Genomic DNA, 21,079 nt, shown 5'->3' with positions numbered 1-21,079 from the left:
GCAGCAAACGCGTCCGGCACGGACCTAGACCGCGCAGACACGACATACAGCCTTGCCAATCCTCGCACCAGAACGCGCGCGTAAAAGCCGCAGGCAGCCATGCCGTCCACATGACCCCTGACCACATCAAGAGTGCTGACAGGATGCTGTCAGGAGGAGTGTGCCATTGTCTATCCGCAATAAAACGCATATTTCAAAAATGGAGACAGAGATGACGGATCATTGCCTTGAGCTCGTCGTTTTCAAGATCAAAGACCCTGAAGATGCCCGCAAAGCCCGGCGTGCGGCGCAGGACCTTGTGTGCCAGTATGACGGGTTCCTGTCCTGGACGGCCTATGAAGCGCTGGAAGATGAAGGATTGCTTGCCGATGTGGTCCTGTGGAAGGATCTGGCCTCGGCCAAGGCGGCCTCTGAGAAAGTCCTCAAAGATCCTGTGTTTGCAGCCCTGCTGGCGCAAATCGACGGGATCATTTCCCTGTCCCATTATCGCCCGGACCGGAGCGTAACAGCCCGAGCCCTTGCGGCCTGAATCAAAACGGGCGGCCCTTTGGCCGCCCGTTCATAGTCCTGCTCAGGGCCGGTTATTTCATGGTCGGAATGACGAATTCCGCCCCATCCTTCAGGCCGGACGGCCAGCGGGACGTCACGGTCTTGGTGCGGGTGTAGAACTTGATCCCATCCGGGCCATGCTGGTTCAGATCGCCAAAGCCGGACTTTTTCCAACCGCCAAAAGTGTGGTAGGCGAGCGGAACGGGGATCGGCACATTGATGCCAACCATGCCGATATTGATCCGGGACGCAAAGTCGCGGGCCGTGTCGCCATCGCGGGTGAAGATGGCCGTGCCGTTGCCATATTCGTGGCTGAGCGGCAATTCCAGAGCTTCCTCGTAGGTTTCAGCGCGGACAACGGACAGCACAGGTCCGAAGATCTCGGTCTTGTAGATGTCCATGTCTCTGGTGACATTGTCGAACAGGCAGCCGCCCATGAAGTAGCCATTTTCATAGCCCTGCATGGAGAAATTGCGGCCATCAACGACCAGCTTGGCACCTTCCTTGACACCCTGGTCGACCAATCCCTTAACGCGGGTCAGCGCTTCCTTGGTGACGAGTGGGCCGAAATCGACATCATTGCCAGCGGTATACGGCCCGATCTTCAGGGCTTCGACTTTCGGCGCCAGCTTCTCGATCAGGGCGTTTGCAGTGGATTCTCCCACCGGCACGGCCACGGAGACAGCCATGCAGCGTTCACCGGCAGCGCCATAGCCTGCGCCGATCAGGGCGTCTGCGGCTTGATCCAGATCCGCGTCCGGCATGATGATCATGTGGTTCTTGGCGCCGCCGAAGCACTGGGCCCGCTTGCCGTTGGCCGTTGCCCTTGCATAGACATATTGCGCAATCGGCGTGGAACCGACAAAGCCCACGGCCTGGATCGTATCATCGTCACAGATCGCATCAACGGAGCTCTTGTCGCCATTGACGACGTTCAGAACACCGGCAGGAAGGCCTGCCTCAATCATCAGCTCGGCCAGCATGATCGGCACGGACGGATCGCGCTCGGAAGGCTTCAGAATGAAGGCGTTGCCGCAGGCAATGGCCGGGCAAAATTTCCACATGGGGATCATCGCCGGAAAGTTGAACGGCGTGATACCCGCAACCACCCCCAGCGGCTGGCGCATGGAATACATGTCAATGCCCGGGCCAGCGCCCTCGGTGAACTCGCCTTTGAGAAGATGCGGTGCGCCAATGCAGAATTCGGCAACCTCAAGGCCGCGGATTACGTCGCCCTTCGCATCCGGCAGGGTCTTGCCATGTTCGCGCGACAGCGCTTCTGCCAGCTTGTCCATGTCCCGGTTCAGGAGGTCAACGAATTTCATCATCACGCGGGCGCGGCGCTGCGGATTGGTCGCGGCCCAGGCCGGCTGCGCGGCTGCGGCGCTGGCAATCGCCTTGTCCATTTCGTCCTGGCTGGCCAGGGCGACCTGCGCCTGGATTTCGCCGGTTGCCGGGTTATAGACGTCCGCGAAGCGGCCGGACGTGCCGTCCACGCGCTTGCCATCAATGAAATGACCAATTGTCTGCATGTTCCAGATCTCCCTTGAAACCGGGCTTCTTTGCCAAAAGGCACATGGCCCGTACATGTGTTCCTGTCTTTTTCGCTTTTATTTTTGTCATATACAAGATCCAGATTTTCGGATCTGTTGTGCATTTTTTATAGTAAGCTTCACTTGATCACGTATGGGCTGTGACGGACACGGCCGTAAGGGCCCATCAATAGGCCAGGAGAATCGCACACGATATGAACTGGGACGATATTCGCATATTCCTGACCATTGCCCGCACAGGGCAGATTCTTGCAGCGGGAAAACGCCTTGGCCTGAATCATGCCACCGTTGCACGGCGTCTCACCGCTTTGGAGGAAAGCCTGGGGGCCCGGCTGTTCGACCGGTCCACCTCGGGTTGTCTTTTGACCGAGACGGGCAGCCGTTTTTTTGACCGTGCTGAGCGGATGGAGGCCGAAGCGCTTGCCGCCGAAGCGGATCTGGGCGGCGACACGCCCGAGATTTCCGGCACTGTGCGCATCGGCGCACCGGACGGGTTCGGCGTTGCCTATCTGGCGCCAAGGCTCGGAGAGCTTACCGAAAAGCATCCTGGCCTGACCGTGCAGCTGGTGCCAGTCTCCCGGTCCTTTTCCCTCTCCCGCAGGGAGGCCGACATCGCCGTGACCATTGATCGTCCGGAAACCGGACGGCTGGTCGCCGGCAAGCTCGTGGATTATGCGCTCGGTCTCTACGCGTCAAAACAGTATCTGGCGCAACATGGCGCACCGGATACCGCCAGCGATCTCGGCGGACACGATCTGATCGGCTACGTGGAAGATCTGCTGTATTCCCCGCAGTTGAACTACGGCACCGAGTTCTTCAAGGACTGGACAGCTCGGTTTGAAATCGCCTCCGCGCTTGGCCAGACAGAAGCCGTCCGCGGCGGCGCCGGGATCGGCATCCTGCACGATTTTATCGCGCGTGGAGACAGAAGTCTTGTACCTGTTCTGCCGGAGGTCAAACTGCGCCGGGCCTATTGGATGGTCACCCATGAAAGCTCCCGACCGCTGCGCCACGTGGCTGCGGCTCAGGAGTTTTTGCGCGACCTTGTCGCCCGCGATAAATCAATCTTCTGACCGGCTGCAGCCGCCTTGCTCAGCTTCTAGCGCCAGCGCTGCGTTGCCGCGATCCATTCCAGCGTCCGCGCTTCCGGATCGGCGCTACGGGTGATGTCAGTGACCACCGCCGCGATGTCTGCCCCGTTTTCAAAGACGCCCGGCAGCCGCTCCGGATTGAGCCCGCCAATGGCCACCAGCGGAAGACCACCGATTTCCTGCTTCCAGCGACCGATCTTCTCGACACCTTGCGGCGCCCATTTCATCGTCTTCAAAATGGTCGGATAGACAGGACCGAGCGCGACATAGTCGGGATTGGCGGACAGGGCCGTTGCCAGCTCATCCCCGTCATGAGTCGATACGCCCAGCTTCAGGCCCGCCTTGCGGATTGCACGGGCATCGGCCTCCGCCAGATCCTCCTGGCCGAGATGGACAAAGTCACAGCCTTCCTCGATGGCCAGCTGCCAATAGTCATTGACCACCAGCTGGCAGCCATGCTTTTCGCAAACCGTCCTGGAGGCCGCGATTTCGACCCGAAGCTCCTCCTCGGACATGTCCTTGATGCGCAGCTGCACCAGTTTGACACCAAGCGGGATCAGCCGCTCTATCCAAGCGGAACTGTCAACGATGAGATAGAAGGGATCGAGTTTCATTCAAATACCGCCATTCCAAGAACCGGGGTCGAGGGAACCGCAACATCGCGCGGCTCCAAGGGGTGGGCTTGATAAGCGCTCCGGCCAGCCTCAATCGCCAGCGAAAAGGCCCGCGCCATGGCAACGGGATCCCCGGCCCTGGCAACGGCCGTGTTCAACAGCACCGCATCAAACCCGAGTTCCAGAACCTGCGCAGCATGGGACGGACGGCCAAGCCCGGCATCCACCACCAGTGGAATGCCGCTGAAATGGCTGCGATACGCGCGCAAGGCATCCGGATTGACCGGTCCTTTGGCCGACCCGATTGGCGCGCACCAGGGCATCAAGACCTCGCACCCCGCCTCCAAAAGCCGTTCCCCGACCACCACATCGTCGGTTGTATAGGGAAACACCTTGAAGCCGTCCCCGCTTAATATGCGGGCCGCCTCCACCAGCGCGAAGACATCGGGCTGGAGACTGTCGTGGTGGCCGATGACTTCCAGCTTGATCCAGTCGGTCTGGAACAGGTCCCGAGCCATTCGGGCGGTGGTGACCGCCTCCTGAACCGAGTGGCACCCGGCGGTGTTGGGTAGAATCTTGACTTTCAGCTCCCGGATCATGGCCCAGAACCGCCCGCCGGAGCCGCTGCCAGCCGTTTCCCTGCGCAAGGAGACGGTCAGGATCTGCGCGCCTGAGGCCGAAACAGCCTCCGCCAGGATCTGCGGGGACGGATATTGCGCTGTACCGAGCAGAAAGCGCGACCCGACCGTTTCGCCATAAAAGTTCAGCATAGGCTTACCCTCCCTGCATCGGCGACAGGATCTCGATCCGGTCCCCGTCCTGGAGAACACAGCCGGCCCGTTCTTCGGCGGCCACAAGGTCCCCGTTTCTGGCAGTGGCCAGAAAGTCATGGTCATAGGCCAGTTCGTCAAGCAGGGCGGCCAGTGTTGCACTGGCCCGGTCCTGCGCCTCGCCATTAATGATGAGCTTCAAGGGAGGTCTCCTGCAAAAGGGGAAGGATCTTGTCTGCCGCCGAAACGGCAAAATGGGGAGCAAGCAGAAAGCCGTGCCGGTAAAACCCATTCAGGGAGACGCTATTGCCGCTAAAGACAAGGCGCGGCAGATTGTCAGCATAGGCCGGGCGCAGGCCCGCCCCGGTCTCAACGATCTTGGCCTCGGCAAAACCCGTATGAAGGCTGTAGGCAGCGTTAAGCAGTTCCATGGTTGAGCGCACGGAGACCGGACCCCGGTCATCGCTTTCAATCATTGTCGCCCCGACCATGAAATGCCCGCCCTCCCTCGGAACCACATAGACCGGGATGCGCGGATGCAGAAAACGGACCGGGCGGGAGAACGTGACTTCAGGCGCGTGCAGGATCAGCATTTCCCCGCGCACCGGACGCAGCGCGGGATCTGGTGCCGCCATGCCCGTGCACTCGACGTTCAAGCCCGTGGCGGCAAAAAAGTCCCGGCAGCCGTAGCGAATCCGGCCCCCGCGTTCGCCCAGTCCGGCCTCAAGAGCCTTGAGGGCCTTGCGCGGATCAAGATGGGCTTCTCCGGCAAAAAACAACCCTCTTGCGAACCGGCCTGCCAGATCCGGCTCCAGAACGCCCAGCGCTTCGGCCTCCACCCACTCAAAGCCGCTGGTGCGCGACGCAAAACGGCTCAGCTCTCCAGCATCCCGCGGAGCGGCCACCACCAGAGTGCCCTTGCGGTGGACCTCGTCGGGCACGGCGGCGTCCCACCAGCCGATGGACTTTTCGCCCCAGGACAGCACCTGTTCTTCCGCGTTTTCCCGCTCACACCAGGGGGCCAGCATGCCGCCTGCGAGCCAGGACGCACTGGCGCAAAGGCTCTCATGCCGTTCAATCACCTCGACCTCGAGGCCGCGCGAGGCAAGTTCGTACGCCAGCGCCAGACCGGCAACGCCTGCGCCCTTGATGCCAAGCCTCATGACTGGGCCCAGGTCGGACGCAGATGTGTCTTCTGCCGGAAAGACCCGCTTGAAATCAGAAAAGCCATAGGATGTGTCTCCGCAAGGACCCTGAGAAGGTCCGGCCGTCCGGTCCCGTGGTTTCTGGAAGGGAGGCTCGCAGCCAACTGCCGCGGCCCTTCTCGGGGCCGCACACCCTCCCTTCGCCAGCATGACCTGGATCAGGTTCGTCGGGTCCCTGCGCTGCCTCTTGAGCCAGCAGTATCTCAGCCCCTTGTCAGGGCACCCCGGGTGAAACCTTCTTGTGCCGCCCGATCCCGGCTGTTGTCAAGTTACCGTTGGGAGGCGTGCACCCGGTCAGGAAGCCCGGAGAGAAAGGCCTCCACCTCGCCGATTGTCGCAATCCTCAGAACCGTCAGGTGATCCGGCGGGGCCTGATATATCTTTTCAAGTTTCAGACGGGCGCTGTGCCGGGTTCGCCAGATATAGCTCAGAAAATCAAGGGTCTGTCGGTCAAAGACTTCCGGGCAACCCTCGGTCAGATCCGGACGGCTCTGGCCGTGATACCGGATGGAGCGTTTCAAGACCCGGAACAGCCGCCGGGCCACCGGCACATCCAGCCAGATGAAGGTATCTGCACGGGCGACCCGTTCCGGATAGGTGTTTGAATGGCCGCCTTCGAAAATCCACACGTCTTCCATATGAACCTCGTGGCTCATCCGGTCCTTTTCGGCCATGGTTCTTTGAACCCAGCCGGGGCGGAATTGGATCTTGTCCATGTGATAGACCGGAAGGCCGGTCTTTTTGCCCAGCGCGACGGCAAGCGTACTCTTGCCAGAGCCCGGACCACCAACAATCATGACGCGCTTCATGCCGACCTGCACCTTGAAGAAAAAGGCCCGTCTTTATAGCCGCTTCTGAGCAGAAGAAAACCTGAAACAGACTGTTCAATGGACACGTCCCGACACGCGGCCCAAATGAGATGTCAGACGCGAATTGACGGAGAGGAGAGACTGATGAGCTGGTTGAACTGCCCTGATCCCATTCCCGGAGTTGCCTCAAGCTGTGACCCGATCGAAACAATCATAGTCCCGCGCACCTCTGACCTCGGCGGCTTCTCCGTCCGCCGCGCCCTGCCCTCGGCAAAGCGGCGCATGGTCGGCCCGTTCATCTTCTTTGACCAGATGGGACCGGCGGAGCTTCTGGTGGGCGGCGGCATAGATGTGCGCCCGCATCCCCATATCGGGCTGGCAACAGTCACTTATCTGTTTGAAGGCGAAATGTATCACCGGGACAGTCTCGGCACCGAGATCGCCATTGCCCCCGGCGCCCTCAACTGGATGAGCGCAGGCAAGGGCATCGTGCATTCCGAACGCGAACGCCCGGAGCGCCTGACCGCCAAACGTCCCCTCTTTGGTCTGCAGAGCTGGGTGGCGCTGCCGAAACACCTGGAAGAAGGCGACCCGACCTTTCAGCATCACGGAACGGAGGAACAGCCGGAATTCTCCGACAAGGGCGCTTCGGTCAAACTGATTGCGGGCAGTCTTTTCGGTCACACCGCGCCGGTCAACACCGCATCTGAAATGTTTTACGCGGACATCACCCTGGAGCCTGGCGCCAAGGCGCCGCTGGATGCAGGCTGGGAAGAACGTGGCCTTTATACAATCTCCGGCCAGATCACCATATCCGGGCAGTCCTTCGACCCGGCCCAGTTGCTGGTGTTCAAGGCAGGCGATCATCTGGTGGTCGAAAACACCGCCCCTGCCCCGGCCCGGTTTGTGGTGCTGGGCGGTGCCCCCATGGATGGCAAGCGCTATATCTGGTGGAACTTCGTGTCCTCTTCGAAAGAGCGGATCGAGCAGGCCAAGGAAGACTGGCGTCAGGGCCGCTTCGACACGGTGCCGGGAGATGCGGAAGAGTTCATTCCCCTTCCCGACCGTCCCGGCCCCTGACACTGCCTGACTGGCAGTCCTCTGTTTCACCAGCTTTCAAACCCCGCCCGCTTGCGCAGGCGGGGTTATCTCTGCCAAGACAGGTGTGAGCGACCAGCGGGTCTTCAGACAAGTCCCGCTGCGGCCAGAACAGGCAAGCGGCCAAAACAGGGAAACGGCCAAAACAGGGAAACGGGTGGAACGGGATGCGGCTGGGCATTGACTGGGGCGGAACCAAGATCGAAATCATCGCTTTGTCCGACGGGGGGACAGAACTTTTCCGCCAGAGGGTCGACACGCCGAGAGACGATTATAAGGGCTGTCTGAAGGCTGTTCAGCATCTTGTGGCCGCGGCCGAACTGGCCACCGGAACAACCGGAACCCTCGGGCTCGGCATTCCTGGCTCCTTGTCCCCGACAACCGGTGTGGTCAAAAACGCAAATTCCACCTGGATGAACGGCCAGCCTCTCGACAAGGACCTTGAGACCCTTCTTGGACGGCCTGTGCGCATTCAGAACGATGCCAATTGCCTTGCGGTCTCAGAGGCAACCGATGGTGCGGGCGCGGGCGCCCATATTGTGCATGCCATCATTATCGGAACCGGGTGCGGTTCTGGCATCGCCATTGACGGCAAGGCGCATCTGGGGGCCAACGGCATTGGCGGCGAATGGGGCGGGATCTCCGTTCCCTGGCTTCGGGCGGACGAGTTTCCGGGCCCGGACAGCTGGATCGGCCACAAGGGCGTGATTGACCGCTGGTGTTCTGGCACCGGCTTTCAACTCGACTATGCGGAGCGGACCGGCACGGACCTGAAAGGGCCGCAAATCATGGAGCTCAAGCGCTCTGGGGACGCCGTGGCAACGGCGGTTTATGACGCCTATGTCAGCCGTCTTGGCCGCGCAATGGCCATGTCGGCCAATTTGCTGGACCCGGATGTGTTTGTGCTGGGCGGCGGCATGTCGAATATTGACGAGCTCTACGGTGACCTTCCCGCTGCCATGGCCCCCTTCATCTTTTCCGATACATTCGACACGCCGATCCGCAAGGCCGTGCATGGGGACAGTTCCGGCGTGCGCGGCGCGGCCTGGCTTTGGACCTGACGCGCCTGCCCACCAACTGCTGAGCGCTTGATCAGGCGCGCCCATTCCCCCGTCCTTGGGAACGGCGCTGGCCGAGAGTGACAAGAACAATCCCCAGCCCCACAAAGGCGACAGCGGCCAGCTTTGCCCCATTCGGCACTTCGTTGAAGACCAGATAGCCAAGTGCAAGCCCAAACACGGCTGCGACAGACCCGATCTGACTGAGATAAACCGGCCCGGCCGACTGCTGCAGGCGGAAATACAGACCGTATTGCAAGCTGAAGATCAGCGTTTGCGCGGCGAGCAGCGCGGCCGCCTCAGCGCTCCAATGCGAAGGCAGCACGGGGATGTCCCACAGGCTGGTAAAGACCATCAGCACGGCAACGCCCACAGCCATCATGCCAAGGGCCAGATCAACCGGCTTGGCGCCTTGGGGCCATTTCAGCGTGCGGAAGATGTTTCCGGCCGCCAGAAAGAACGGGATCAACAGGGCCAGGGCAGACCAGAGAGACGCCTCTGCGGAAAGCTCCGCCCCCGACAGGGCCAGCAATAGCCCCCCGGCGAGCCCGGACAGAACCCCTGCCCCCATCAGGAATTGCAACCGCTGCAAACCCAGGATCACCGCAAAGGCATAGGTGAGCACCAGAGGAAAAGCGTAACACAGGGAGACAAAGCCCGCCCCCACCTTGGGCGCGGCTACAACCGCAATCATGTTGGGGGCTATGAACAGCAGACCGGAGATCAGCGTGAAGACCAGAATGGACCGCAAAGGGGCATGGTGCCGCTGAACGGCCCCGTGCGCCTGCGGGCTCCGGGCCCTGTATCTCAGCCGGGTGACAGCGAAAAGCCCGGCTGCGCCCCCGAGCATCGACCACTGCAGCAGCGCGAGCGGATGCCAGCCAAACGCTGGGGCGGCCTTGGCAAAGAGGGTGGACAGGCCCAAAAACCCTCCGACCACCACCAGTAGCAGCAAAGGTCTGTCCAGGAGGGCTGTCCCTTGGGGTGCCTTCCGGACCATCTTCTGAGAGGGCCTTTGGGGGGCATGCGGCTCTGCGGGAGCGGCCTCCCCGGCCCGCATGTCCTGCGCTTCAGCTTGAATAGTCATGATCTGTGCTCCTCGTCCAGTTCGCTTCCCGGCGTGCCGGACATGCATGTGTGACAGCTCTTGGGCGCAGACCTGGCCCTGCCGGCCTCGCGCCTTGCTGATGACAAGATAGCTCTTTTTATCTTGATATCAAGATACTTATTTTCAAGATTCTTGACATCTCTTGACTTTCAATCCCAAAAAGGAGATCTTTTCCCCTCCCAGCCCCTTAGAAACCTGAGGGAAAGTCTTCTGTTTAGAGGAGACTGGAGCCCAGGAAACACGATTTGCCCAGACGCAGCGCGACCATGAAAAAACCGGCCAAGGCCCCGTCAAAATCGAAAGACCATCTGTTCGGGGACCCGGAGGAGTTGCTTGCCGACCGCGCAGACCGGGCACAGCGGCAATGGCAAAGTGAAGTGCCGGAGGTGGCTGGCAAACTGCAACCAATGGTGCTGCTGGGGCGCCTCAACGAGGCCGCTCAGATCATGAGCCGGGACTATCTGGTGCCTGCCTATGCGGAGATTGGCCTGAAATCTGGCGAATTCGATGTACTTGCCACCCTGGTGCGCTCCGGACCGCCCTACAAACTCACCCCGACGGAGCTGTACCGTTCCACGATGATGAGCTCCGGTGGCATGACTGCCCGGGTCGACAAGCTGGAGAAGGCCGGACTGGTGGACAGGTGCCCGCACCCTGAAGACCGGCGTGCGCTGACCGTCTGCGTGACCCCAAAAGGGCTCAAACTGGTGAAGGACATGATCCCCGGCTATGTTGACATGCAGAGCGACGCCGTAAACGGCCTCAGCCCGGACGAACAGGAGCAACTCTCCTCTCTTCTGGAAAAGCTGATCCGCACCGCCAGCGATCCGCTCTCTGGCAACTGACCGGCCTTTTTCAAGCTGCCGCAGCGGCTCTGGGCACTTGAAATTGTGCACTGCAATCAACTCGTGGAGAACCGCTTGCGCTTGCTCAAAGGGCCTAGGCGGCCCTCATGATATGTTGATACTCACGTGAGACACTGCACACGGGAAGCGGCCTCCCGGCTCGGGACCGCGCAAGAAAAACGGATATGACGATGCTCAAATGGCTGTCCAGCCTCCTCTTCATCCTGATGATGACAGGCTCCGCCGCAGCACAAGGTGAGTTGCAGATCCGCGATCTGGAAAAAGGCACCGGTGAAGAAGCCAATGTCGGGGAAACCGTCGTCGTGCACTATACCGGCTGGCTTATGGACGGAACCAAATTCGATTCCAGCCGGGACCGGGGCAAACCGTTTTCCTTCACCCTTGGTGAGCGCCGGGTCATTCCAGGCTGGGAAAAAGGCGTGGAAGGCATGCAGGTGGGCGGCAAGCGGGAACTGATCATCCCGCCCGATCTGGCCTATGGCGCCCAAGGCGCTGGCGGTGTTATCCCCCCCAATGCCACCTTGAAATTTGAAATCGAACTGTTGGATGTGAAGGGCAAAAAGTTCTCCGACATCGGCAACGAGGACCTGAAGAAGAAGCTTGCGGCCGGAACCACCGTCATCGACATCCGCAGTCCCCAGGAATGGAAAGAAACCGGCGTTCTGCCCGGAAGCCGTCTTGTGACCTTTTTCGATGCGGACGGCAATGTGAACCCGCATTTTCCAGACCGGCTCAAGCAGATCGTCACCGATCCGGACGAGGAAGTCGTCCTAATTTGCAGGTCTGGCCACCGCAGCCAGATTGTTGCAAATTACCTGTCCAGCCAGGCAGGCTTTTCCCATGTGATCAACGTGAAAAGCGGGGTTCTGGGCTGGATCAGCGCCGGGGGCGGCCTGACCGAAGCGGTCATGCCGGAGAGCTGCTGGCTCTGCTGAAACACTCGCGCCTTATGCCCTCAGACAGGTCTCAACCAGGTGAAAATGGTATCATGAGGCCGAGGCGAGTTCCTGGCTCATCCGGTTGTGCTCCCTGACCACCGGGTCTATATCCATCGTCGCGATCCGCCCGTCCTCCACAATCACCTTGCCGTGGATAACCGTTGTTCTGGCCGAATGCGGAGAGCAGAACACCACAGCTGCCACCGGATCGTGCAAACCGCCGGCAAATTCAAGGGCGCCCAGATCCAGAGTGAAGAAATCGGCGCAGTTTCCAGGTTTCAGGGAGCCGATATCATCCCGGCCGAGCACTGCCGCACCGCCGCGTGTTGCCAGTTCCAGCGCCTCGCGGGCGGTCATCCACTCGTTGGCCCGCAAGGGGTGGGACGGGGGCAGCAGCGCATGTTTGCGCGGGCCTTCCGGCGGCATCAGGCCAAGCTGAAGCCGGGCGAGCAGCATGGCCTGGCGCACTTCCATCAGCATATTCGAGCCGTCATTGCTTGCCGAGCCGTCGACGCCCAGACCGACCTTGACCCCGGCGGCCATATATTTTTTCACCGGTGCAATGCCCGAGGCGAGCCGCATGTTGGAACAGGGGCAATGGGCGGCACCACAGCCGGTACGCGCAAACAGGCGGATCTCATCATCATCCACATGGATCGCATGGGCGAACCACACATCCGGCCCGGTCCAGTCCAGCCCCTCCATCCACTCAACCGGCCGTTTGCCGAAGCGCTCCAGTGTGTAGCGTTCCTCGTCCACGGTCTCGCATAAATGGGTGTGCAGCATCACGCCCTTGTCGCGGGCAAGGCGGGCGCTTTCCTTTAAAAGATCTTCGGAGACGGAAAATGGTGAACAGGGGGCCACCACGATCCGCGTCATCGCCCCACGCGACGCATCATGGTAACGGTCGATCACCCGGATACTGTCGGCCAGAATTCCTTCTTCCTTCTCAACACAGTCATCCGGTGGCAGCCCGCCATCGCTTTCACCCAGGGACATGGAGCCCCGGCTGGCGTGAAAGCGCACGCCGAGATCCCGGGCGGCTTCGATCAGGTAGTCGACCTTGTTACCGCTCTGGAAAAGGTAGGAATGGTCGAACACCGTGGTGCAGCCGGAGAGTGCCAACTCGGCCAGCCCCACAAGCGCACTGCTGCGGGAGGCTGCCGGGTGGGTCTTCGCCCAGATCCGGTAATGGGCCTGGAGCCAGGGAAAGAGATTATTGTTCTGGGCCGCAGGCAAATTGCGGGTCAGAGTCTGGTTGAGATGGTGGTGGGTGTTAATGAATCCGGGCAGCACAATCTGGCCGGACGCATCAATCACCTGATCCGCCGCCTGAGGCAGGTCCTCTGTCGGGCCGACTTGGGTCACCATGCCGTCTTCGGCATAAAGACCGCCGTTTTCAATTTCCCGGCGCCCCTCATCCATTGTCACCAGAATGTCGGCATTCTTCAAAAGCAGGGTCTTGGCCATGGCAAGGGGTCCGGTCTGTCGGCTGAAATCCAAATCGGCAGGCACACTAGCCCGCCCCGTCCGATCGCGCCATGCGCCTGGAGCGGAAACACTTTCTGCTGTTTCCGATAGCCGTTAGTCTGCCAGCGGCGGCATCCGGTTCCACGCATCCAGGGCCGCAATCTTGTAGGCTTCGGCCAGGGTCGGATAGTTAAACGTGTTCTCCACGAAATATTCCAGCGTGCCGCGCAGGTTCAAGACCGCCTGTCCGATATGGACCAGCTCGGTCGCCCCCTCGCCGACAATGTGACAACCGAGCAGCCGCCGTGTCTTGAGCGAGAAGATCAATTTCAGCATGCCGGTATCCAGGCCCATAATATGGCCCCGGGAGGTTTCCCGGAACCGGGCCACCCCGCATTCATAGGGAATGCCGCGCTCCCGGATTTCTTCCTCGGTCATGCCCACCGTGGAAATTTCCGGCACCGCATAAATGCCATAGGGAAAATATTCCGGCGGATCATAGGCCTGTTCGCCCAAGGCCTGACAGGCCGCAATGCGTCCCTGTTCCATTGAGGTCGAGGCGAGACTCGGGAAGCCGATCACATCCCCTGCGGCATAGATATGCGGAACCTCCGTCTGGAAGGTTTCCGGATCAACCTTCAGCCGTCCTCTGTGGTCCACGCCCAGACCACAATTTTGCGGCTGCAGCGAACGCGTTGCGCCCATACGCCCGGCGGCAAACAGGATCACATTGGAGCGCACGCTGCGCCCCCCTTCCAGGGAGATCTCACAATCGGCCGGACCGTGCTTGACGATCTTTTCAACCTTGGCCCCGAACCGCATGGAAATCCCCCGGTCCCGGAGCTGATGGGTGAAATCGGCCACCAGTTCCTTGTCGAGAAAATCGAGCATGGAATCGCGCGGCTCGACAAGTGTCACATGAACATCCAGAGCGGAGAAAATCGAGGCATATTCCACCCCGATCACCCCGGCACCGATTACGGCAATGGAGCGGGGAATCTCCGTCAGCTCAAGAATTTCATCGCTGTCGAGAACATATTCGCCGTCAAAGGGCACATAGTCCGGACGGAACGGCCGGGTGCCGACCGTGATGATGAATTTGTCCCCGCGGTAGGTCAGCACCTCGCCTGCTTCACCATGAACCTCGATCTGATGCGAATCCAGGAACCTGGCTTCCCCGCGCACTGTATCAACCTTGTTGCGGGTGAACTGATGCTCCAGAACGTCCACTTCATGGTTCAAGGTGATATGCAGGCGGGCCCTGAGATCCGCGGCGGTCAGGTCCTGTTTGACCCGGTACGAGCTGCCGTAAAAGCCCCGTTCGCGCCAGCCTGTCAAGTTGAGCACCGTTTCGCGCAAAGTCTTTGAGGGGATGGTGCCGGTGTGGACTGACACACCGCCGACCCTGCGCCCGCGCTCAACAACCAAAACACTGCGGCCGAATTTTGCAGCCTGAATCGCCGCCCTGCGCCCGGCCGGCCCGCTGCCGATCACGATCAGATCGTACTGTTCCATGTGCCCCTCATCACCGCCAGTGCATATTGCTATGCACAAAATATGTCGCATTGCAAAACAGTATATGCGCGTCCCGGTCAAGCAGTAGAGCGAAAAACCGTTAAGTTCCGAACAATTGCCGCAATACCAACCGGAAATTGCCATCTGGAATAATTTCCCTAACGGAATACAATGAGCAGACTCAGCAAACGGGGTGACAGGTGATTTCCTTTGGCAAGACAATGATCTGGATGACCTGCACGGGCGCACTTGTGCTGTCCGCCCCCGGACAGGCACAGACCCTCACATTCGCTGCGGATGAATGGTGTCCTGTCAATTGCGGCCCGGATGCCAAGGCTCCCGGCTATATGATTGAAATTGCCAAGGCCATTCTGGAACCCCGAGGCTACCGCCTGCGCTACGAGCAGATCACCTGGGCCCGCGCACTTCTGATGACCCGCTCCGGCCATTTTGACGGCATCTATGCCAGCACGCCGGGAGAGGCAAAAGGATTTGTCTTTCCCAGCGAGGCTCAGGGCCAATACCGGATTGGGCTCTTTGTCCGCAAGGACGATCCCTGGCGCTATCTCGGCCCATCATCGCTGGACCAGAAATCTGTCGGTGTCATCATCGACTACAGCTATGGCGAGGACATTGACCGGGAATTGAAAGACCATTCAGAGCTGGTCCAGACGGGCGGTACGCATGCCCTTGAACAGAATATCAAGACACTTCTGGCCGGCCGGCTCAACATGGTGGTCGAAGACATCAATACCTTCGCCTACAAGGCAAATGAGCTGGGGCTATCGGGCGAGTTCAGACTGGCCAAGGCCTTTGAGGAAGACGATCTGTTCATCGCGCTCTCTCCGGCCAAGGCCCAGTCCCATGAGATCGCACAGGCCCTCTCGGACGGTATGGCCGATTTGCGCCGCAGTGGTGAACTGGACCGTATTTTGAAGAGATATGGTCTTTCCGATTGGAACCCCTTTCCAGATGAAGGCACCCACGCCCCGAAAACGGACTGACGGCCGGGCCGGTGGCGCTGAAGCTCCTGTCTCCAGCTCCCCATGCGCTAACCGGCAACAATTCCATTGCCATCCCCCGCCCAGTCGGCTATGCGTCTTGGCATGAGCATGATCCTTTCAGCAGCATGGTGGTGGCGCAGCGCGACATAGGCGGCCTGCGATCCTTCATGTTCTGACAAGATCGACATAAACCATCAGGGCCGCCGCGGGACACCGCTGGCGGCCCTGATGGTTTAAAGGCTGCCAGCCCTCCCGGCGGCCACCAGAAGCGGGAACACAAAGACCATGCCGGCACTGGCGGACCAGACTTTTGAAACAAAAAGCGGGATCACGATCTTGCGGACGTCGCGTCCCTCCGACTATGACAAGGGTACGTCTGAGTGGATCGACCGGCTCGACGGCGAGCTGGGCGCGGTTCTGTCCTCGTCCTACGAATATCCGGGCCGCTACACACGCTGGGACATGGCCCTGGTCAATCCGCCGCTGGTTCTGGAAGCCTTTGACCGCTCCGTGACCGTTCGTGCGCTCAATGAGCGGGGCAAGGTTCTGCTTCCCGTGATCGCGCGCACGCTGGAAGCCCTTGAGGACGTTGGGACCTTCTCAGCGGATGCGGAGCAGATTTCCCTGACCGTTACAAAGCCGGACCGGGCGTTCCGCGAAGAGGAACGCTCTCGCCAGCCCTCGACCTTTTCCGTTGTTCGGGCGCTGAAAGAGCTGTTTGCCTGCGGGGATGATCAGCTCGGGCTCTATGGGGCCTTTGGCTATGATGTCGCCTTCCAGTTCGAGCCGATTGACCTGAAGCTGGAGCGCCCGGAAGACCAGCGCGACGTGGTCCTGTTTCTGCCCGACGAAATCCTGATCGTCGATCACCACGGCAAGCGCGCCTATGTGCTGGAATATGACTTCGTGGTAGACGGCACCTCTACAAAGGGCATGGCACGCACCGGCGAAAACCAGCCCTATACCCCCGCCAACCGGGATCCTGGACGCGGTGATCACGAACCGGGGGAATATGCCCGGCTGGTTGAAAAGGCGAAGGATTATTTCCGGCGGGGCGATCTCTTTGAAACCGTGCCTGGCCAGACCTTTTATGAACCCTGCGCGAATCCGCCATCAGCTGTCTCCCGGCGGCTCGCGCAGATCAACCCCTCCCCCTATTCCTTCTTCTTCAATCTCGGCCAAAACGAATATCTCGTTGGCGCCTCCCCGGAAATGTATGTGCGGGTGACCGGCGGCCGGCGGGTGGAAACCTGCCCGATTTCCGGCACGATCCGGCGGGGCAAGAATGCCATTGAGGACGAAGCCCAGATCCGGAAACTGCTCAATTCGGCCAAGGACGAAGCCGAATTGACCATGTGTTCCGATGTCGACCGCAATGACAAGAGCCGGGTTTGCGTGCCCGGATCGGTCAAGGTGATCGGCCGCCGCCAGATCGAGATGTATTCGCGCCTGATCCACACGGTCGACCATATCGAAGGCATTTTGCGTGAGGATATGGATGCGCTGGACGCGTTCCTCTCCCATACCTGGGCCGTCACCGTGACCGGCGCGCCGAAACGCTGGGCCATGCAATTCATTGAGGACCACGAGAAATCGCCCCGTGCCTGGTATGGCGGGGCCATCGGCGCCGTGCTGTTCAATGGCGACATGAATACCGGCCTCACGCTCAGAACGGTGCGAATTAAGGACGGAACGGCCCAGATCCGGGCTGGAGCGACCCTGCTCTATGACAGCATTCCGGAAGATGAAGAAGCCGAGACAGAGTTGAAGGCCGAGGCCATGCGCGCGGCTGTGCGAGAGGCCGGACTGGCGACCCGTGCCGCCGAAACCAGGGAAGAAGCCAAACCGGGCAAGGGTCTGAAAATCCTGCTGGTGGATCACGAAGACAGTTTTGTCCATACGCTGGCCAACTATTTCCGCCAGACTGGCGCGGAGGTGGTCACCTACAGAACGCCGGTGGCAGATCATGTGTTTCACGATGTGGCGCCCGATCTGGTGGTTCTCTCGCCCGGCCCCGGCAATCCGAAGGACTTTGACTGCGCGGCCACCATCGGGCGCGCCCGCGCGCGGGCCCTGCCGATGTTCGGCGTCTGCCTCGGCCTGCAGGCCCTTTCAGAATATTTCGGCGCTGAACTTGGCCAGCTGGACATCCCCATGCACGGCAAACCCTCCCCCATCAGCCTGGCTGGAAATTCCACTCTCTTTGAGGGGCTCAATGCCCCGGTGGTTGTTGGCCGCTATCACTCGTTGTTCGCCAAGCGGGACACCTTGCCGGACAGCTTGCGGGTCACGGCAGAGACAGAGGATGGAGTTGTCATGGCCGTGGAGCACCAGAGCGAAGCCATTGCAGCTGTTCAGTTTCATCCTGAATCCATCATGTCGCTGGATCAGGAAGCCGGGCACAAGATCATCGAGAATGTTATCTCCCGTCTGGTTCCGGCAAAACCCGCACGCCCAGCTTAGGACTGTGAAAAATGTCATGGTTCCTTGGCACAGCCTGATCTAGTGTCAGCGGACATGATCAGAAAAGAAAGGACATCCCTTGCACATTTTGCTGGCGCTTCTGGCTGTTGTTGCGGGAGCCGCATTCTGGATTTACCGGGCACGGCAGGCTGCCGACAGCACACGGGTGGTGCTTGAAGCCACCCAGGACGTGAAGGCGGCCGCCCGCCGGTTCGGGTTCCGGACGCGGGCCAATCAGCATCCAACGGAAGGGGTGGACGACCCCCGTGTGACCGCCTCCGCCCTGCTGGTTCTGACAGCGGAAACCGATGGAGGGATTTCCCGGGCCGAACAGGCGGCCATTTTGGAGCAGCTGCAAACAGTCTTTCAGCTCTCGGCGGCGGATGCGGAAGACCTTTATGTATTCTCCAAATGGCTGGCCAATCAAAGCAGCAATCCGGACGATATGATCCGCAGGCTGATCAAGAAAACCGTGAACCTGGGCGGCCGGGACACATTGCCGGACCTGATCCAGATGGTCACGGCCGTTGGCAATGCGGATACCGGCACCCCGACCGACGACACCGTGCATATCATCGAAAAGCTCAAACAGCTGCGCGGCTAACCACCCGGCCTTCCTCCCGTTCCGAAGGTTTCAAAGGGTCTGATCCCCCTTTGGCAAAAGGACATTGATTAACGGATCGCGACAGCGTTCTATGGAATTCATCCTAAAAATGTGCTCTGCCTTCACAGGCTGGCGCCAAGATTTGGGCGCATAAGATACAGACGCATAAAAGAAATACGATCCGGCCTACCGGATCTCCGGGAGAGAAAATGACCGCAGCCCCCCGTTGGACCAAGGCTCAGGCAGGAAGATCATCCCGCCTGCTTGCGGTGTTTGCGTGTCTGGCGGCAATCCTTCTGGCGGGCGCCCTTCTGACAGGTGGCCACGCGCATTCCGCCAAACCACTCAAAAACACGATTCTGGCCATCGGCACCTGCCCCCCCTGGAAAGCCCAGGCGCCCGAAGTGTGCCGCAACAGCCTGGAAAAGGTCACCGAAGCACTGGCTCCCCGGCTGGCAACTGCCCCCGCGGACCTGCACCGCCTGATCAACGAAGGCGCCACGGCTCCGGCTCTGAAACGGAAGGTGACGGAACTGGCCAACCGCCTCGGACCGGAAGACCGGCTGATCATCTATGCCAACCTGCCGCTCGGATTGCCGGATGATGCGCAGGCTGCCCCCGAAAATGGCTATGTTCTGGAGCTTTGGGCCGACCAGGAGCCGAAGACAGCGGATCAGGCAATCAGCAATGGCACCTGGATTTCCGCGCCGGCTTTTGCCGCCATGCTCCACACCCTTCCGGCTGCCGAAGTGATCCTGATCCTGGACACGAACGGCTCCTATGCGGTGAACATGCATCTGCTTGATGCCCATTCGGCCGACCACAAGAACCGGCCCGAAGCGCTGATTTCCTCCGCAGGTGCCGGTCAAAGCGCCAACTATTCCGCCGACAGGACCATTTCCCTGTTCGCAAAACACCTGGCTCTGGCCCTGAAAGAAACCGAGGGGACGCTGCAGGAGGCCATGACGGTTGCCATTGGCGGCACCCGGCAGGCCGCCATACCGATCTGCGCCGTCCTCAAGGCGCATCAGGATACGATGTCCGAGCCGCCCGCGGACTGCCAGCAAGTGCCGGAAGTGCATGATCCGGCTGCACTGCTGGCAGAGATCCATCTGGTCCCCCTGCCCGAACCGCCTGCCGAAGAGTGACGACCGCGCGGTGTCTTTCCCTTTCAAGTATGACGGGGTGAGGCTCCTGGATCCCAACCTCAGCCGGTGCTGGAGGTCTCCGGCCCGCAGGCAAGACCCGGCGGTGCTGACTCTCTTGCCGGACTGCCGGGGTCAGGCTCACGTCCGGGCGTGGTTCCTGGCTCGGAACCGGCTTCGGCCTTGCGAACGGCCGGTTCCCCGCGAAGCCGCGTCCAGAACCAGTCCCAGTCCGCACTGTCAATCCGCCCAAGGCCCTGGTCCCGTTCCGGCGGAATTTCCTTGACCCCGCTGCTGCCGATCTCGCCAATGGCGAAGCGGAAGGCATAGCTTGGCGTCAGCCCCATGCGCAGATCCGAGATTACGATCTTGTCACCGGCCTGTTCCGCCCGGAAATAGCCCCGGCTGAACCAGGCCAGCTTGGCGAAGGACGCGGTTCCCTCAAGACAGGCACTCAGCTCCGGGTGACGTGGATGCTCGTAGATTTCCGGCGCACCACTGCCATCCAGAAGCGACAGATAAAGATTGTCATAGCGGTCATCGCTGAGGCCGATCACTTTCCAGAAAAGGATGTTGAACGGAGCCGCGATCGCATAAATGCGCTCCGGCGCGAGGCCTTCGGCTTCAAACAGTGCACGCGCCTTGACCTGGACAACCTGTTGTAGCACCGCGCTGAGGCCCAGATAGGCTGCTGAAAACAAAAGCACGCCCGTAAGCCAGCTGCGCAGTCTTGTGCTCCAGGTGGACTTGCACAGCGCGTAAATCACCACACCAAGCAGCGGCAGGGAATAGGCCGGGTCAATGATGAACACCGAGCCAACCCCGACCGGATTAGCATAAAGCGGCCAGAACAGGCGGGTTCCATAGACGGTCATCGCATCCAGCATCGCATGGGTCGACAAGACCAGAAACACCGCCGCCCAGGTCAGGAACCGGTGCGCTCGCAGCCCTTTGAAGAGAAGCCTGAGTCCTTCTCCGATGACAGGTGCCGCCAGCGCATGGACAAAGAGCGAATGGGACCAGCCCCGGTGATAGACAAAGCTGTCGATCGGATCTTCAAAGGGGATCAGCACATCCAGATCCGGCAGCGTTCCGAGCAAACCGCCAACCAGAACCGCTTTGCGCGGGCCGATCTTCGGGCCAAGACAGACGGTGGAGACGGCAGCGCCGAGGACAAATTGGGTCAGGGAATCCATAAAGACAACTGCTCTCAGAAAAA

Annotated in this window: 21 protein-coding genes, 1 pseudogene and 1 riboswitch; of the genes and pseudogenes, 12 read left to right on the top strand and 10 right to left on the bottom strand. The window is 60.4% G+C overall.

Features of this window, described 5'->3' with window-relative positions; all coding sequences use genetic code 11:
- The first annotated feature begins 211 nt into the window (after positions 1-211).
- On the top strand, positions 212-529 hold the full coding sequence (locus ACXAH0_RS13060; RefSeq protein ID WP_475191824.1) for a hypothetical protein: 318 nt from the start codon (positions 212-214) through the stop codon (positions 527-529).
- Between the two features lie 52 nt (positions 530-581).
- On the opposite strand, the gene ACXAH0_RS13055 is transcribed toward ACXAH0_RS13060, so the two are convergent.
- On the bottom strand, positions 582-2,081 hold the full coding sequence (locus ACXAH0_RS13055) for a CoA-acylating methylmalonate-semialdehyde dehydrogenase (protein WP_475175067.1): 1,500 nt from the start codon (positions 2,079-2,081) through the stop codon (positions 582-584).
- A 215-nt stretch (positions 2,082-2,296) separates the two neighbouring features.
- On the opposite strand from ACXAH0_RS13055, the gene ACXAH0_RS13050 reads away from it, so the two are divergent.
- Positions 2,297-3,175: a LysR family transcriptional regulator gene (locus ACXAH0_RS13050; protein WP_475191821.1), complete on the top strand. Its 879-nt coding sequence runs from the start codon at positions 2,297-2,299 to the stop codon at positions 3,173-3,175.
- A 26-nt stretch (positions 3,176-3,201) separates the two neighbouring features.
- Here ACXAH0_RS13050 and ACXAH0_RS13045 read toward each other — a convergent pair whose 3' ends face one another.
- The 5 genes from ACXAH0_RS13045 to ACXAH0_RS13025 all read right to left on the bottom strand — a co-directional run bounded on the left by ACXAH0_RS13045 (position 3,202) and on the right by ACXAH0_RS13025 (position 6,591).
- Positions 3,202-3,807: a thiamine phosphate synthase gene (locus ACXAH0_RS13045; protein WP_475175069.1), complete on the bottom strand. Its 606-nt coding sequence runs from the start codon at positions 3,805-3,807 to the stop codon at positions 3,202-3,204.
- Positions 3,804-4,577 carry a thiazole synthase gene (locus tag ACXAH0_RS13040; RefSeq protein ID WP_475191815.1) on the bottom strand — a complete coding sequence of 258 codons (774 nt, stop codon included), beginning with the start codon at positions 4,575-4,577 and terminating at the stop codon, positions 3,804-3,806. The genes ACXAH0_RS13045 and ACXAH0_RS13040 overlap by 4 nt, the downstream gene beginning before the upstream one ends.
- A gap of 4 nt (positions 4,578-4,581) precedes the next feature.
- Positions 4,582-4,779, bottom strand: coding sequence for a sulfur carrier protein ThiS (thiS, locus tag ACXAH0_RS13035; RefSeq protein ID WP_475191812.1), 198 nt, complete (start codon positions 4,777-4,779; stop codon positions 4,582-4,584).
- Complete coding sequence (locus ACXAH0_RS13030) at positions 4,763-5,740, bottom strand: FAD-dependent oxidoreductase (protein WP_475191808.1); 978 nt, start codon at positions 5,738-5,740, stop codon at positions 4,763-4,765. The genes thiS and ACXAH0_RS13030 overlap by 17 nt, the downstream gene beginning before the upstream one ends.
- Positions 5,741-5,899: 159 nt before the next feature.
- Positions 5,900-6,019: riboswitch (TPP riboswitch) on the bottom strand.
- A 32-nt stretch (positions 6,020-6,051) separates the two neighbouring features.
- Positions 6,052-6,591: a P-loop NTPase family protein gene (locus ACXAH0_RS13025; protein ID WP_475191805.1), complete on the bottom strand. Its 540-nt coding sequence runs from the start codon at positions 6,589-6,591 to the stop codon at positions 6,052-6,054.
- Positions 6,592-6,735: 144 nt separating this feature from the next.
- Here ACXAH0_RS13025 and ACXAH0_RS13020 point away from each other — a divergent pair, with 144 nt between their 5' ends.
- The gene (locus tag ACXAH0_RS13020; protein WP_475191802.1) at positions 6,736-7,671 is read left to right on the top strand and encodes a pirin family protein; all 936 of its coding nucleotides are present in this window, start codon (positions 6,736-6,738) and stop codon (positions 7,669-7,671) included.
- A gap of 185 nt (positions 7,672-7,856) precedes the next feature.
- On the top strand, positions 7,857-8,750 hold the full coding sequence (locus ACXAH0_RS13015; protein WP_475191798.1) for an ROK family protein: 894 nt from the start codon (positions 7,857-7,859) through the stop codon (positions 8,748-8,750).
- Between the two features lie 31 nt (positions 8,751-8,781).
- Here ACXAH0_RS13015 and ACXAH0_RS13010 read toward each other — a convergent pair whose 3' ends face one another.
- Positions 8,782-9,834, bottom strand: coding sequence for an EamA family transporter (locus ACXAH0_RS13010; protein ID WP_475175082.1), 1,053 nt, complete (start codon positions 9,832-9,834; stop codon positions 8,782-8,784).
- A gap of 266 nt (positions 9,835-10,100) precedes the next feature.
- Here ACXAH0_RS13010 and ACXAH0_RS13005 point away from each other — a divergent pair, with 266 nt between their 5' ends.
- The 3 genes and pseudogenes from ACXAH0_RS13005 to ACXAH0_RS12995 all read left to right on the top strand — a co-directional run bounded on the left by ACXAH0_RS13005 (position 10,101) and on the right by ACXAH0_RS12995 (position 11,656).
- Positions 10,101-10,700: a MarR family winged helix-turn-helix transcriptional regulator gene (locus tag ACXAH0_RS13005; protein ID WP_475175083.1), complete on the top strand. Its 600-nt coding sequence runs from the start codon at positions 10,101-10,103 to the stop codon at positions 10,698-10,700.
- A 230-nt stretch (positions 10,701-10,930) separates the two neighbouring features.
- Positions 10,931-11,275 (top strand): annotated as a pseudogene (locus ACXAH0_RS13000) (FKBP-type peptidyl-prolyl cis-trans isomerase); the annotation flags it as partial.
- Positions 11,270-11,656 carry a rhodanese-like domain-containing protein gene (locus tag ACXAH0_RS12995; protein WP_475191897.1) on the top strand — a complete coding sequence of 129 codons (387 nt, stop codon included), beginning with the start codon at positions 11,270-11,272 and terminating at the stop codon, positions 11,654-11,656. The pseudogene ACXAH0_RS13000 and the gene ACXAH0_RS12995, both read left to right, overlap by 6 nt.
- Positions 11,657-11,707: 51 nt before the next feature.
- Here the strand turns inward: ACXAH0_RS12995 and ACXAH0_RS12990 are convergent, their stop codons facing one another.
- Both ACXAH0_RS12990 and sthA read right to left on the bottom strand, forming a co-directional pair.
- Positions 11,708-13,129, bottom strand: coding sequence for an 8-oxoguanine deaminase (locus ACXAH0_RS12990; RefSeq protein WP_475191794.1), 1,422 nt, complete (start codon positions 13,127-13,129; stop codon positions 11,708-11,710).
- Positions 13,130-13,243: 114 nt separating this feature from the next.
- On the bottom strand, positions 13,244-14,644 hold the full coding sequence (gene sthA / locus ACXAH0_RS12985; protein ID WP_475191790.1) for a Si-specific NAD(P)(+) transhydrogenase: 1,401 nt from the start codon (positions 14,642-14,644) through the stop codon (positions 13,244-13,246).
- Between the two features lie 221 nt (positions 14,645-14,865).
- On the opposite strand from sthA, the gene ACXAH0_RS12980 reads away from it, so the two are divergent.
- The 5 genes from ACXAH0_RS12980 (at position 14,866) to ACXAH0_RS12960 (ending at position 19,863) form a co-directional block, all read left to right on the top strand.
- A complete protein-coding gene (locus ACXAH0_RS12980) occupies positions 14,866-15,648 on the top strand; it encodes a substrate-binding periplasmic protein (RefSeq protein WP_475191788.1) in 783 nt (260 codons plus the stop codon).
- 11 nt (positions 15,649-15,659) lie between these two features.
- A complete protein-coding gene (locus ACXAH0_RS12975; RefSeq protein WP_475175092.1) occupies positions 15,660-15,824 on the top strand; it encodes a hypothetical protein in 165 nt (54 codons plus the stop codon).
- Positions 15,825-15,933: 109 nt separating this feature from the next.
- Positions 15,934-18,111, top strand: a complete 2,178-nt coding sequence (locus tag ACXAH0_RS12970) for an anthranilate synthase component I (RefSeq protein ID WP_475191784.1) — start codon at positions 15,934-15,936, stop codon at positions 18,109-18,111.
- Between the two features lie 79 nt (positions 18,112-18,190).
- Positions 18,191-18,715: a TerB family tellurite resistance protein gene (locus ACXAH0_RS12965; protein WP_475191781.1), complete on the top strand. Its 525-nt coding sequence runs from the start codon at positions 18,191-18,193 to the stop codon at positions 18,713-18,715.
- A 209-nt stretch (positions 18,716-18,924) separates the two neighbouring features.
- Entirely contained in the window at positions 18,925-19,863 is a 939-nt protein-coding gene (locus ACXAH0_RS12960; RefSeq protein ID WP_475175096.1) for a hypothetical protein, read from the top strand.
- Positions 19,864-19,922: 59 nt separating this feature from the next.
- On the opposite strand, the gene ACXAH0_RS12955 is transcribed toward ACXAH0_RS12960, so the two are convergent.
- Entirely contained in the window at positions 19,923-21,056 is a 1,134-nt protein-coding gene (locus tag ACXAH0_RS12955; protein ID WP_475191776.1) for a metal-dependent hydrolase, read from the bottom strand.
- Between the last annotated feature and the right edge of the window lie 23 nt (positions 21,057-21,079).

The organism is Roseibium sp. AWQ4_290 (assembly GCF_056160985.1).
Note: the sequence above shows the minus strand (reverse complement) of the source record. Positions and strands in the feature narration are given on the sequence as shown.

What these genes read in the sequence shown, in the direction of transcription:
- ACXAH0_RS13045 (WP_475175069.1), bottom strand. Translation starts at nt 3,807, where the DNA reads ATGAAACTCGATCCCTTCTATCTCATCGTTGACAGTTCCGCTTGGATA.
- ACXAH0_RS13060 (WP_475191824.1), top strand. Translation starts at nt 212, where the DNA reads ATGACGGATCATTGCCTTGAGCTCGTCGTTTTCAAGATCAAAGACCCT.
- ACXAH0_RS13010 (WP_475175082.1), bottom strand. Translation starts at nt 9,834, where the DNA reads ATGACTATTCAAGCTGAAGCGCAGGACATGCGGGCCGGGGAGGCCGCT.
- sthA (WP_475191790.1), bottom strand. Translation starts at nt 14,644, where the DNA reads ATGGAACAGTACGATCTGATCGTGATCGGCAGCGGGCCGGCCGGGCGC.
- ACXAH0_RS12970 (WP_475191784.1), top strand. Translation starts at nt 15,934, where the DNA reads ATGCCGGCACTGGCGGACCAGACTTTTGAAACAAAAAGCGGGATCACG.
- ACXAH0_RS12955 (WP_475191776.1), bottom strand. Translation starts at nt 21,056, where the DNA reads ATGGATTCCCTGACCCAATTTGTCCTCGGCGCTGCCGTCTCCACCGTC.
- ACXAH0_RS12980 (WP_475191788.1), top strand. Translation starts at nt 14,866, where the DNA reads ATGATCTGGATGACCTGCACGGGCGCACTTGTGCTGTCCGCCCCCGGA.
- ACXAH0_RS13040 (WP_475191815.1), bottom strand. Translation starts at nt 4,577, where the DNA reads ATGCTGAACTTTTATGGCGAAACGGTCGGGTCGCGCTTTCTGCTCGGT.
- ACXAH0_RS13020 (WP_475191802.1), top strand. Translation starts at nt 6,736, where the DNA reads ATGAGCTGGTTGAACTGCCCTGATCCCATTCCCGGAGTTGCCTCAAGC.
- ACXAH0_RS12990 (WP_475191794.1), bottom strand. Translation starts at nt 13,129, where the DNA reads ATGGCCAAGACCCTGCTTTTGAAGAATGCCGACATTCTGGTGACAATG.
- ACXAH0_RS13015 (WP_475191798.1), top strand. Translation starts at nt 7,857, where the DNA reads ATGCGGCTGGGCATTGACTGGGGCGGAACCAAGATCGAAATCATCGCT.
- ACXAH0_RS12960 (WP_475175096.1), top strand. Translation starts at nt 18,925, where the DNA reads ATGACCGCAGCCCCCCGTTGGACCAAGGCTCAGGCAGGAAGATCATCC.
- ACXAH0_RS13055 (WP_475175067.1), bottom strand. Translation starts at nt 2,081, where the DNA reads ATGCAGACAATTGGTCATTTCATTGATGGCAAGCGCGTGGACGGCACG.
- ACXAH0_RS13025 (WP_475191805.1), bottom strand. Translation starts at nt 6,591, where the DNA reads ATGAAGCGCGTCATGATTGTTGGTGGTCCGGGCTCTGGCAAGAGTACG.
- ACXAH0_RS13030 (WP_475191808.1), bottom strand. Translation starts at nt 5,740, where the DNA reads ATGAGGCTTGGCATCAAGGGCGCAGGCGTTGCCGGTCTGGCGCTGGCG.
- ACXAH0_RS13050 (WP_475191821.1), top strand. Translation starts at nt 2,297, where the DNA reads ATGAACTGGGACGATATTCGCATATTCCTGACCATTGCCCGCACAGGG.